The organism is Clostridium sp. KNHs205, assembly GCF_000702945.1.
Classification (GTDB): Bacteria; Bacillota; Clostridia; order Lachnospirales; family Lachnospiraceae; genus Anaerocolumna.
Genome location: NZ_JNLE01000003.1, coordinates 90738 through 102573 on the forward strand (window position 1 = coordinate 90738; position 11836 = coordinate 102573).

General features: G+C 38.6%; 14 protein-coding genes. 2 read left to right on the plus strand and 12 right to left on the minus strand.

Translation table 11 applies throughout. The features are described 5' to 3' along the window. Positions 1–26: 26 nt before the first annotated feature. The 12 genes from BR73_RS0100435 to ytvI form a co-directional block, all read right to left on the minus strand. Complete coding sequence (locus BR73_RS0100435) at positions 27–770, minus strand: hypothetical protein (RefSeq protein WP_033163947.1); 744 nt, start codon at positions 768–770, stop codon at positions 27–29. A gap of 35 nt (positions 771–805) precedes the next feature. Next, entirely contained in the window at positions 806–1687 is an 882-nt protein-coding gene (locus tag BR73_RS0100440) for an ABC transporter ATP-binding protein (protein ID WP_033163948.1), read from the minus strand. Next, positions 1684–2058, minus strand: a complete 375-nt coding sequence (locus BR73_RS0100445) for a GntR family transcriptional regulator (RefSeq protein WP_033163949.1) — start codon at positions 2056–2058, stop codon at positions 1684–1686. Before BR73_RS0100445 ends, BR73_RS0100440 begins: the two co-directional genes overlap by 4 nt. 180 nt (positions 2059–2238) lie before the next feature. Continuing rightward, positions 2239–2766 carry a dihydrofolate reductase family protein gene (locus BR73_RS0100450; RefSeq protein WP_033163950.1) on the minus strand — a complete coding sequence of 176 codons (528 nt, stop codon included), beginning with the start codon at positions 2764–2766 and terminating at the stop codon, positions 2239–2241. Between the two features lie 250 nt (positions 2767–3016). Then, complete coding sequence (locus tag BR73_RS26960; RefSeq protein ID WP_051684865.1) at positions 3017–4048, minus strand: helix-turn-helix transcriptional regulator; 1032 nt, start codon at positions 4046–4048, stop codon at positions 3017–3019. A 90-nt stretch (positions 4049–4138) separates the two neighbouring features. Further along, positions 4139–4675, minus strand: a complete 537-nt coding sequence (locus BR73_RS0100460; protein ID WP_033163951.1) for a GNAT family N-acetyltransferase — start codon at positions 4673–4675, stop codon at positions 4139–4141. 143 nt (positions 4676–4818) lie between these two features. Continuing rightward, entirely contained in the window at positions 4819–5622 is an 804-nt protein-coding gene (locus BR73_RS0100465; RefSeq protein ID WP_033163952.1) for an ABC-2 family transporter protein, read from the minus strand. 166 nt (positions 5623–5788) lie between these two features. Next, on the minus strand, positions 5789–6580 hold the full coding sequence (locus tag BR73_RS0100470; protein WP_033163953.1) for an ABC-2 family transporter protein: 792 nt from the start codon (positions 6578–6580) through the stop codon (positions 5789–5791). Between the two features lie 93 nt (positions 6581–6673). Then, positions 6674–7663, minus strand: coding sequence for an ATP-binding cassette domain-containing protein (locus BR73_RS0100475; RefSeq protein WP_051684866.1), 990 nt, complete (start codon positions 7661–7663; stop codon positions 6674–6676). A 76-nt stretch (positions 7664–7739) separates the two neighbouring features. Beyond that, complete coding sequence (locus BR73_RS0100480) at positions 7740–8489, minus strand: MerR family transcriptional regulator (protein WP_033163954.1); 750 nt, start codon at positions 8487–8489, stop codon at positions 7740–7742. Positions 8490–8634: 145 nt separating this feature from the next. Beyond that, positions 8635–9210, minus strand: coding sequence for a histidine phosphatase family protein (locus tag BR73_RS0100485; RefSeq protein ID WP_033163955.1), 576 nt, complete (start codon positions 9208–9210; stop codon positions 8635–8637). Positions 9211–9490: 280 nt separating this feature from the next. Further along, entirely contained in the window at positions 9491–10555 is a 1065-nt protein-coding gene (ytvI, locus tag BR73_RS0100490) for a sporulation integral membrane protein YtvI (protein ID WP_033163956.1), read from the minus strand. Positions 10556–10895: 340 nt separating this feature from the next. On the opposite strand from ytvI, the gene BR73_RS0100495 reads away from it, so the two are divergent. Together BR73_RS0100495 and BR73_RS0100500 are read left to right on the plus strand one after the other, a co-directional pair. After that, a complete protein-coding gene (locus BR73_RS0100495; protein ID WP_033163957.1) occupies positions 10896–11402 on the plus strand; it encodes a hypothetical protein in 507 nt (168 codons plus the stop codon). Beyond that, positions 11344–11718, plus strand: coding sequence for a hypothetical protein (locus BR73_RS0100500; protein WP_156034557.1), 375 nt, complete (start codon positions 11344–11346; stop codon positions 11716–11718). The genes BR73_RS0100495 and BR73_RS0100500 overlap by 59 nt, the downstream gene beginning before the upstream one ends. Positions 11719–11836: the final 118 nt, after the last annotated feature.

Sequence of the window (11836 nt, forward strand, 5' to 3'; positions counted from 1 at the left end):
AAATATCTTATCTTTACTTAATATCCTTAAATCTTTATAGGCACCTTCCTGGTAAGCGTTCGGATTAAGCCTAATAAAACCGCTATTACGCCTACCGTTCCGATAACTGAAAAATAAATGGAGTTGTCTGCAAATATATCTTTAAAATCATCACTAAATATAGAAAACCATCCGTTTATCCACACCATTCCGTGAAGAGCTAATGCTGCTAAAGCAACAACTATAAACCCTATTCCAATCAATGCATGATAGCGGTAAAAACCAATATTAATCAGCCAGCCCATTAAGAAGTAGGCAAATATATTTAAGGCATATAAAAAGAACAACAGCAGCCAATTGTTGCTCAAACCGGGTATCAGAACCTCCTCCTTAAATGAATATCCAAACTGCCCAAAAATCAGCTTTCCTAACTCCGAACCTGCACTGAAAATAAAAGCCAGGGTGAAGGCGAGGGCTAAGGACGCAAGCACATTACCACGAAAGTAAGCCTTTCTTGTCACTCCATGTGTCACGTAAAAAGGCAATTGTATAAATCCTGTTACAATTCCTATAACTATCATAAAAATTCCAGAAGCACTATAAGAAGTAATATACAAATTTTCTCTTTCCATTCCGTCCCTTAACGCATTTGCTGCAGATGCATCTCTAAAGGATAGTACAGACATTCCCAAATGCATTATTATAATAGCAATAATAAACCATATGGTGTATTTAAAATATGATTCATAAATATCCTTGAATACACTCAGGGTTTTTGATTTTGATTTCATAAAACACCTATACCTTTCAATTTTAGTTTATATTATTATACCTTCTCAGCCTCATCCTCAGTTAAGTAGATAAATAAATCCTGAAGAGAAATCGGTCCGACATCTAATCCCTTTTCATGTGCCTTTGCCACTAACTGCTCCAGCTCTTCTTCATAAAGCCTTACAGCCTTAGTGCCTCCCAACTGCTCTGAGCCCAATATCCGTCTTCCCTGAATAAATTCATCCACCTCTTTAATTCCACCGGTAATGGTAACTCCCTTCGAGATTAAAGTTTCATATTCTTCCTGAAGAAGCAAGGAACCATTCTTAAGTATCAGTACTTCATCAAAGAGATAATCCATTTCTGATACCAGATGAGTGGATAAGATTATAATCCTTGGGCTTCTGGCCTGCTCCTCCAGTAATTCTTTATAGAAGGTTACTCTCGTAGGTGCATCCATACCAAGATAGGCTTCATCAAAGATGGTTATGGGTGCACGGCTTGCCAATCCGATAATTACATCCAGTACGGACTGCATACCTTTGGATAGCTTATTAGCAGCTCTATTCTTAGGCAGTTTAAAGCGCTTGATTAAAGTCTCCGCGTATTCTCTGTCAAAGTTCGGGCTGAATCTTGCGGACGCCTTGATTAACTGTCCAGTCTTGCTATACTCATCCTTGTAATCTTTCTGGTATATCAGCCGAATCTGCTCTACAACCTTCGCATTTTCAAAAAGAGGTTCTCCCGAAACGGTTACTACTCCTTCTGTGGCTTCTCTTAAAGCTGAAAGAATTGACAGGAGGGAAGTCTTACCAGCACCGTTTCTACCGATAAGTCCATATATTTTCTGATCCTCAAGTTTAAAGGAAATATTCTTTAAGGCTTCGAATTTCTTATATTTTAAGGATACATTTTTCACTTCTACTTGATATGTCATTTGACCATCCTCCCTATCCTATTAATCATCTCTGTTATTTCGGCCTCGGATATTCCAAGCTTTACAGCTTCTTGCACCAAAGGCACTATATAGTCATCTACGAATACTTCTTTTCTCTTGTTCATGAGTTTTTCTTTCGCTCCAGCTGCAACAAACATGCCAATCCCCCTTTTTTTATAGAGTATCCCTTCCTCTACCAGTTGATTTACTCCTTTTGCTACCGTGGCATGGTTAATTTTATAAAAGCTCACTAACTGATTGGTGGAGGGAGCCTGTTCTTCCTCCTTTAATTGGTCATTTACGATCTGATCTTCAATTTTTTCACGAATTTGTATAAATATTGGTTTATTGTTATCAAAGGTCGTATTCAAGCAAAAACCTCCTTTCTTGTTATACAGTAATACGGTTATATACTTATGTGTATAACCATACTACCACTGAGATATATTGTCAATACTTATTAAAAAAACCGGCTATTCTTTTTTGAATAACCGGTTTTAATAGTATACAGGCTTAAAGTAACAGAAGCTCTTCCAAAAGAGCTACTACTATTAATGCACTGTTTCATAATGAAGTTCAGTAAACTGATTAAAGGTTCTGGCACCTTTTAAGCGAAGCCTTGTTTCAAAATCATGTTTCTTGAATAACGGGATACCATCTCCAAGAATAGTGGGAGTAACTGTGATAATCCACTCATCCACAAGTCTTTTCTCAATAAATTCATGGAGCATACTGCCGCCGCCTACTATCCAGATATCCTTGCCTTCTTCCTGCTTCAATTTCTGCATGAATTCTGTGATATCACCATTTACATATTCAACATTTTCATCTATTCCCTGTCTGGAGCCTGACAGTACATAACATTGCTTTCCTTCATAGGGAAAGTTATCGCCTTCATGACTTACAATCCAGTCATAGGTTCTTCTGCCCATAATAATTGTATCAATGGTATCATAGAATTCTGAATAACCATTATCCCCTTCACCTTCCGTGTTAATCAGCCATTCAAGATCATCCTCTTTGGTGGCTATATATCCGTCCAGGCTTTCTGCTATGAATAGAACAACTTTTCTTGGCATCTCATCTACCTCCGTTTAATCTTTTTAAATATATCCATCTTATCTAAGCTGTTTTTATCATCCTCTTTGCAAGTGCATATATTATAAATTAAATTCATAAGTTTTCATAGTAATATAATGTATATTCCAAAATTAGAACTTTTCAATATTGGTAAGAAAAAAGGGCTGCTGTATGATGTGACCTCACATAAATTAGATTCTTTTGTCTAACTTATAGATGTCAGTTCAATGGACAGCTGCCCCTTTTATTCTATATTTCGACTAATTCCTTTAATCTTGCAATTTCTCTTTTGGGTCTGTCAACAGATTCACCTTCAACGCAATTCCATTCTGTATGAAGTACCCTTATATATTCTTCCCAGGCTCTTACAGCCTCCGGGTAATTACCAAGAATTTCGTAGATATGAGCCATGCATTCCGCTGCATCTACATATTTAGGCGACGGCTGCAGTTCAAAAGCCTTTTTATTATACTCAATCGCTTCTTCATAACGAGCGATTCCTGCATAGCGGTCTGCCAGGTAAGCATATACCAACCAGTTCCCGGCATCCTTATCTGCCATGCCCTGCCAGACCCCAAAAGCTTCCTCCTGCTTTCCTTCCGCCCAAAGAAGTTCACCTTCATACATAGCAACTCTGGAATCATCCCTGACCTTCTGCATATCTTTTAAGACTGTTTTAGCTTCCTTAAGCCTTCCGTCGGCTATCAGTTCATCCAGCAGATACATATACCCTCTGGGATAACCCGGGTTTGTTTTAACAAACTGCTGGTAATAGGTAATTCTATTATGATGATTGATATAGTTCCAATCTTTTGCCGTTCCCTGCTGGGCTTTCATTAATGAGACGTGATTATCCTTTGAGTCAGGATTTTCTTCCAGTGCCGCTTTGGCATAATACTCTGCCTGGCTTCTGTATACATCTGCCTCGTGGTTATACAATTCTGCCAGCAGCTGAAGACACTTAGCTTTATGCTTATTATCCTCCAGGGTATCTTTTAAGTAACGTTCGGCATAATCGTAATCCACCTTAGTAAGGACTCTTTCCGCCATTATCATATTCTCAATTCGCTCCAGGTGGGTTTCTGCCTCTACCTCAAAGAGTTCATCGATAGTGACGCCAAAAAAGGCTGATACGGCAGGAAGTATCTGGATATCCGGAGTAGTTACATCATTCTCCCATTTGCTGATAGCCTGGGCGGAAATATGCAGATGCTCTGCTAATTCCTCCTGGGTGACAGATTTACGTAGTCTTAAGTTTTTAATCTTTTTTCCTAAATTCATTTTCTTTTCTCCTTGACCGGTCAGATTTATTATAGCTCCCGGTCAAAGAAGCTTCAATAACCGGTCAGGCGGATTCTTTTCAACCACTGGTTAAGTTAACCCTTTGTCCTCTCCTTTGTCACGAAGGATTTTCTCCATCAGGTAAAACTTACCCTTTCTCCAGTTAGCCTCGCCAACTACTGAATAGCCCAGGGAATTATACATTCTTAACGCATAGGGATTCAGTGTGTAGGCATCCAGACGGATGGACTTTATTCCTTCTGACTTCAGGATTTCTTCAATATGCAGCAAAGTCTTCTTACCAAAACCGCGGTTCTGGAATTTAGGATGAACACATAAACGGTGGATAACCATAAAATTCTCTGTTTCAAGGACCCATTTCCCATTTTTGTACTGTTCATCAAAGTCTTGATTCAGTACAAACACAACTCCAATGTCTCCTTCAGATTTACCGACATACAGTTCTTCGTTCTCAAGGTCATTCTCAAGATCCCCGACACTTGGATATACCTCATCCCATTGATAGATACCATTTGCAATCATTTCCTTAATACCTTCAGAAAAGACTTCGAATATTTCCGGAATATCGTCCTTACTGCCTTTTTGAAATACCAATTCTCCTTCCATCTGCTAACCTCCCATGCTGACAATAACTTTATTTCTATGTAGTAAATTATGCTTTTCAATTACAATATACTCTCAGGCTGCCTCTGTCAAGTTATTCTGTCAATATAAGTCAGTTTTCAGACTATTGGGTTTTCAGAAACTCTCTAACTGGATGCACTGGAATATCTTTTCAGGCTTGCCTTAAAAAACATCACAGCAACAGCATATAAAATAAGTCCAAGCACCACTCCTCCTGCAATTTCAATTGCCGATGCCCTTCCAAGCAGTATTTCCACAGGCAGGGTTATAATGACTCCCACCGGTATGATCCAGGTTAACAGATTCCGAAACAGTACAGGATATATTTTTACCGGGTATCGTCCTAATGCCATAAGACTGTTTAATATCCAAAGTAAGGGTGTTCCCAGATACCAGAAAGCTGCAGACGCCAGAAGGAGCATAAGTGAGTATAGTATCAGCAGGGCTACCAAAAGATAAGCCAGAAAAGCTGCTGTGCTTCCTATTGTTTTAGGCGATTCACTTTCAAACAGGGAAATAAGAAGGAGGATTATGCTGATTATAATGTCAAATACAGCCATAGGAGACCAGTGTCTGATGCTGATATAAAATCTGGTAGAGACAGGTTTTAATAAGGTATAATCGAAACCTCCGGTCCAAAGCTCCCCATCCATGCCGGATATAGAGGAAAGACTTGGGGAGATAAAAAGCTCTTTCAAGCTCTGAATCAGCATAAAGGTGCCTGTTACAGCCAGCATATCATAGAAACCCCACCCGTTAAAACTCTTATGTACCGAAAACATTATAAGAATACCGCCGATACTGCCTGAAAGCATAATCACCGTATTGAAAAGCTTTGCTGCAAAGTCAGCCCGGAAAGCGATATCACCTTGCAAAGACGTCATAAAGAATACTTTTATCAGTTTCCTATAAAATTTTACTGTTTTCATATGGCTCCTATCTGCGTACTTCAGCACGCGTATAAAATTTGAGGTAGTGAAATTACCTTATTTCACCCTTACTGGATATTGCAATCGTCGAAAGCCAGCGAACTGGAGTGAAGTTACCTCATTTCACTCTACCTCCGGGTATTTCCCAAATCAGCTAACGGTATTTTTATCCGCCTACAGAAGAGTAGTGCTTAATTCCTCTCTTCCATATTACCCTGTTAAGCCCGATAATTATAAACAGCCATATAAGCTGAAATACAATCCCCCCTATGGTTTGGCCCATGCTCAGCTTGCCCAGTAATACCTCAACAGGAAATCCAAGCATATACCGATAAGGCAAAATACCAGAGATTGTTCCGACTATACCGGGCATCAACAGAGTAGGTATAACCTGCCCGGAAAACAGGAACAAAAGTGTATCATTGATACCAAGTAAAGAATTCACTTTACTGGTAAAAAGGGCAACCAGAGATATGCTGTAAGCAACCATAAACCGAAGCAATTGTGCCAGCAGCAGACATATAACAAATAATACGATATTTACAGCCTCAGCACTAAAAGACACTCCAAGCACCATAACTATCCCTAAGATAAACACTATCGTAAACGGCATACATACTACCTTTGCTGCAATATCTGCAGCTATTGCCTCATAAATCGGAGGCAGGGGCCGCAGGAGCCAGTAAGAAAAAGTTCCGTTAAAAATATTATCCCCCACCGTCCAGTGGGATACCGGATAAGTAAGCTGATTCACTAAGATCAAAACCATATAGTATACAACAAAATCATTTCCCGTGAACCCCATAACCGGGCCATCTCCCGCTGCAATCACCCATACAAACATATTAATCAAGGGCATCATCAGCCAGCCAAAGGCCAGGGTCCAGAAAAAACCTCTGGAAGCTGTGTAACTTAGGAAGGTCTTTCTAATTAATGCAATGCCACCTCTTAAATTCATAGGAACCTCCTTTCTGCACTGCCGTTTGCTTTATGTCATTTGAATACACAGGAATTATATCTTTAACCAGAAGTAAACGCCTTTCTTTCATTTCTATACGCCCTCCTGATACGCCTTGTCTATTACTGCTTCAATGGAGGGGTTTTCTATGGTAAGATCAATAATAAGGTTGCTGCGAAGAAGTACACCTGCAGTTTCTGAAATCTCCTCCTTATTCACACGAAAGATATAGGTCAGACCATTTTTCTCCGTAAGGGTGCTGTCTTTCGGTAAAAGTGCAGAAACCTCCTGTAGCTCTTCTTTAAAGGTGGCCTTAATCAGTTTGTAAGGAGACAATTTCCTGCTGAGTTCTTCAAGGGATCCATCATACATTAGTTTTCCTTTATTAATAAATATTGTCCTGCTGCATAAGGAGGTAATGTCCTCCATGTAATGGCTGGTAAGTATTATTGTGGTGCCGTACTTCTTATTATAATCTTTAATAAATTTTCGTAACCTTATTTGTATTGATACGTCCATCCCAAGGGTTGGTTCATCCAGAAACAAAATATCCGGCCGGTACAAAAGTGCTGCAGCAAATTCACATTTCGCTCTCTCGCCAAGTGATAGGTTTCTCGGCAGCTTGTTAAGCAAATCTTCTATCTCCAGCAAATCAGACAGTTCTTCAAGCCTTGGTTTAAAGTCTTCAGAAGATATCTGATATATTTCTTTTGTGATATAGAAGGAATCCATTACTGTAATGCTTGGAATAAGCTGTGATTTATTCCCCATGACCATACTTATGGTTTTTAAATAATCACGTTGTCTTTCATAAGGTATATACCCTGCCACACGGGTATTCCCTTCCGTAGGATATAATAACCCGGAGAGCATTTTAAGCGTTGTTGTTTTACCTGCCCCATTCGGTCCAATAAACCCTACAATTTCGCCACGGTTAATCTGAAAATTTATATTATCCACCGCTGTCACATTGTTGTAAACCGGATGAATCAAGGCTTTCACTGATGGCAGCAAACCCTTCTCCCTGACCGGCACCCGGTAAACCTTTCTAAGTCTTTCTACTGCAATAATTGGTTCCTGCATAAAAAAACACCATCCTTCCGCTGAATATATCCATATGATATCATCAGTGGTCAGGGTGGTGTACAAGTGGAAGGTTCTAATTTATAATTTTTCGAAGTTTAGTTATATATTCCGGAATCTGACTGGCGTCACGCTCCAGTGAGGTCAAGGCCTCCAGCCAGTTATCTCCTACGGATAACAACTCCAGTTCCGGCTTATTTAGTGAGGTTACTATCCGGTCCTTGAATCCGGCATCGTACATGGAAAGGCTGCTATGTATGGCAGTCATACTGTAGCCAGCCTGCCTTAACATATAGATAACGCGGAGTCTTTTGATATCCTTTTCATCAAACAGCCTCTCCTTTAATTCACCGGTCTTTTCTGAATAAATCAAACCGTTACGTTCCCAGTTACGAACTGCTTCTATAGTGGTTCCAAGGACATGAGCTGCCTCCTTTCGGCTGTATAACCCACTGCTTTCTTCCCCACCAATATCCTCTGCTTCAGCCCAGTCCTTTAGCAGCTGCACTGTTAACTCCGCATTTTCAATCTCCTTATGTATAACAGCTATATACTGTCCGGCATAAATGCTGCAAGCCTTAAGGTCTTTGTTTGCTGCAGCTTTGATTATCAGATTACCCGCAGCTCTGATCTTGCGATTGGTAAAAGGCTGGTTAAAAATACATCTGCATATCTTAAGCTGGTACAGCTGAACCTTCGTAAAGCTTCTATAACCATTTGCTTCCCGTTCCGCTTTCGAAAGAAAACCTATTTTTTCATACATCCTTATGGTATTGGGATGCAGTCCAAACATTTCGGCCAGTTCAGAAGGTTTGTATTTTGTCATCTTAACCCCTTTCATGAATATAAAACTTTGACTTTCCATTCGTGAATCTATATTTAAAAAGCAGTTGGTTTTCAACCTTCCTCCTTACAATTGCTATAAGTTGCATGTGTAACTCTAAAAGAATGTGAGGGTTATTTTAACCTCCTTAATTTTCCGCCTGCAATATGTTTATCTTCGTGATTTCCAGGCATCTGGTGCCATGAAACTGCATTCTTACAACCCAGGGCATCAGGGTTCTCATACTGTTAAAATCCTCATATCCATAAGTGTTGTCGTAATAATTTATTATGGTGCTTAAGGCTGTTCCATGAGTTCCGATTGCTATATTTTTTCCATCATATTCAAGTAAGACACCTTCAAGTGCCCTAATGTTTCTCTCCTGCACTTCCCGCAGACTTTCCCCATTGGTTAATTTATAATCAAAATCAGACCACTGCTTCTTTGTAAAGGCTGTAAAGTCCTCAATCCATTGACTGTCCACTTTTCGTTCCCTAAAATCATATACCGTTTTAACAGACAGGCCAATTCCCGCTGCAAAGTCTTTCACCGTATCAACAGCTCTAATAAAGGGACTGGATAACACTTCCTGAATATCCTTATCCTTTAAGTACTCCGTTACCAGAACAGTAGCTGCCCTTCCCTTATCCGTCAGCGGTCTGCCGGCATCGTCCTGTACCGTAAAATCAGGCTGAGCATGCCGTACAAAATAAATAGTTGTCATCCAGTACTTCTCCCTTCACATCGCTCCAACTGTAATGAATGCATTATAGATAATGTTTTAAATTCCTTCCAGATTACTGATTATTATGTGGTTATAAATTAAAAAAGGCAATAGTAATTTCATCACTTATATATAAATTCTGGCAATGCTAACGCATTGCCAGAATTATTAAAACCAATTATTAACTTAGTTCAACTTAGAGTTCATTTTAGAAGTAGTTATAATCACTTTCAAAATCATTACTTATGGCAAGGAAACTTGCCTGTCCTTTTAAAAACATTTATATCTTAAACAGATGAATACTGCCTTCCTTATTCAGTTTGATAAGAATAGTGGCCATTATTGGAAGAATCAGGAGTCCTAACACTCCCATCAACTGGGCACCGACATACATAAGAATCAGGGTTACTATGGGATATAATCCTATCTGCTGACCTACTATCTTTGGCTCAAGTATTTGCCTTACTACTGTAATTACAACATATAATATCAGCATTCCCATACCAATCTTAGTATTACCGATTATAAAGGCAATAACTGACCAGGGCAGGAGCACCGCACCAGTACCAAGGATAGGCATGATGTCTATGATTGCTACCAGCAAACCAAAAAGAAAAGGACTAGGTATACCAAGAATCCAGAAACCAATCGATAACTCGGCAAAAGTAATGGAGATGATGGCTGTATAAGCTTTAATAAAATTGCCAAGAGAGCCGATAACATTATCCTTTAAGTTCAGTATCACCTTCTGATGCTCAGGCTTGAACTGGCGAACAATAAAACGGGTTATCTTATAATAGTCTATTGTAAAAAAGAAAGAGGATACTATTGTGAATATAAATTTTATCAAAAGGGTGGGTAACATTCCGGCAAACCCGGTTGCCATTGATACAACCTTCGTGGATATCTGGGAGAGATACGTAAATACCGATTGATCGATATTACTCATAAAATTATCCAGATAGGTTCTTGTACTCGGATACTTCTCTATCATATTGTCTGTTACCGTATTTAAAGCCGGAAGCAGTGTTTCTTTGTAGAGTGTGGGCAGATTATAAAACAGAGAGCTTACAAAATTGACCATCTTTACACCAATAAGGCTAATAATAAAGCCCAGCAGGCTGTAAAAAACCAGCAGTGTCAGAATAGAAATAAATACCCGCTTAATATGAGTCTTTTTCTCAATCAGGTCAATCAGGTTCCGAAATGACATGGCTATTACAATACCAATAACAAAAGGCATCAACAGCGGAAAAACATATTTAATTCCAACATACAGCAGTAGTGTTAGAATTAAGAAAAAAATAAAATGTATTATAAATGCTCTTTGCTTATTCAAGTTCATGAACTTTTATACCCTTCCTGGTTTTGGCATTCTATATAATTGAATTATATTATTATATTCTTTTCTCAAATTTGAAACAAATCAATAGCCTTACATATAAGCAGTAAAAATCTGGTTTTATTGGTGTCGTAACCATTCCTTCTATATTCTTTGACTATTTATTATTTTATATGACTCATATTGCGCTGTCAAGTGTTGAACAGGTTGGAAAAACGTATATAACTTTAATATTTTAATAATGATAGATTATAGTATGCTTTTCCAGTGACAAAATTTATTAAAATTTGACATTTATCTTCCAATGTTTTATACTAATGGAAAATTTTATAAGGAGTCTTCAATGGATACTATCAACATGAATAATGAAAATAAGAAATCCCAAGCTGTAAACAAACCAGCAGAGATTCTTAAAGTCACCCTTATACTTGCTCTTTGTGCAATTGCCCTTCTGGGATTGTATTTTATAAGCACCAGCCCCCTGATAGCCGGTAAACCCTATGAGTTGGAAATAAGCGGTTACACTGTTCAACCAGGCAAAACAACCGTAGCTGAACTTTCAGAAGCAGGTTTTAGCTTTTCCGACTTTAGTTCAAACTACAAGGAAATCTATGATGTAAATACGATGGTTGCATCCAAAACCAAGTACCAATTAGTTTCCTTGCTAAAAGAAGGAAAATTATTGGCGGATATTACAATTATCAACGAAAGTTCGTCCTCAAAACCATTGCTCAACTGTCTTATCAGTGAGGTTACATTTAATCTTGAAAAACCATATGATAAAAAAAGAAATGCATTCTCAACTTACAACACCGGGGGAAGAAGCTGCTTTCGCTGCTCAGATGGTTGATTCCTCCGTTATAAAAATAAAACATATAAGAGACAAGAGATATGAAGAATGGGTCTATATTACCAAGGATTATCTTTTTAAAAACTATTCCTTTGAAAATACCTGTTTGGTCAGATTAAAAGATGTTGACCATATTGAACTCAGTAACGAGCATTACCAATTACAGTTTAGATCGAAGGGTGTTAAAACTATATTTGACCTTTCACCAGTATATTTTTACTATCGCGGTTCGGAAAAGAAAAAGCCAGATCAGGCACTGGTATTCTCTTCACCAGAAGACAGAGATGACGTAATGAAAATCATAGCACAATCCTGATCTTATAAAAGAAGCGGAAACCTCCTGTAACTTTCGGAGGTTTCCGCTTCTTTGCAGTTCTGCCAGAAGGTATCTGAAACTGCTTATGTCGGTCTGGATGTTCTACTTTATGGGAGGA

What these genes read in the sequence shown, in the direction of transcription:
- BR73_RS0100435 (WP_033163947.1), bottom strand. Translation starts at nt 770, where the DNA reads ATGAAATCAAAATCAAAAACCCTGAGTGTATTCAAGGATATTTATGAA.
- BR73_RS0100495 (WP_033163957.1), top strand. Translation starts at nt 10,896, where the DNA reads ATGGATACTATCAACATGAATAATGAAAATAAGAAATCCCAAGCTGTA.
- BR73_RS0100460 (WP_033163951.1), bottom strand. Translation starts at nt 4,675, where the DNA reads ATGGAAGGAGAATTGGTATTTCAAAAAGGCAGTAAGGACGATATTCCG.
- BR73_RS0100465 (WP_033163952.1), bottom strand. Translation starts at nt 5,622, where the DNA reads ATGAAAACAGTAAAATTTTATAGGAAACTGATAAAAGTATTCTTTATG.
- BR73_RS26960 (WP_051684865.1), bottom strand. Translation starts at nt 4,048, where the DNA reads ATGAATTTAGGAAAAAAGATTAAAAACTTAAGACTACGTAAATCTGTC.
- BR73_RS0100480 (WP_033163954.1), bottom strand. Translation starts at nt 8,489, where the DNA reads ATGACAAAATACAAACCTTCTGAACTGGCCGAAATGTTTGGACTGCAT.
- BR73_RS0100470 (WP_033163953.1), bottom strand. Translation starts at nt 6,580, where the DNA reads ATGAATTTAAGAGGTGGCATTGCATTAATTAGAAAGACCTTCCTAAGT.
- BR73_RS0100500 (WP_156034557.1), top strand. Translation starts at nt 11,344, where the DNA reads ATGCATTCTCAACTTACAACACCGGGGGAAGAAGCTGCTTTCGCTGCT.
- BR73_RS0100440 (WP_033163948.1), bottom strand. Translation starts at nt 1,687, where the DNA reads ATGACATATCAAGTAGAAGTGAAAAATGTATCCTTAAAATATAAGAAA.
- BR73_RS0100485 (WP_033163955.1), bottom strand. Translation starts at nt 9,210, where the DNA reads ATGACAACTATTTATTTTGTACGGCATGCTCAGCCTGATTTTACGGTA.
- BR73_RS0100475 (WP_051684866.1), bottom strand. Translation starts at nt 7,663, where the DNA reads ATGCAGGAACCAATTATTGCAGTAGAAAGACTTAGAAAGGTTTACCGG.
- ytvI (WP_033163956.1), bottom strand. Translation starts at nt 10,555, where the DNA reads ATGAACTTGAATAAGCAAAGAGCATTTATAATACATTTTATTTTTTTC.
- BR73_RS0100450 (WP_033163950.1), bottom strand. Translation starts at nt 2,766, where the DNA reads ATGCCAAGAAAAGTTGTTCTATTCATAGCAGAAAGCCTGGACGGATAT.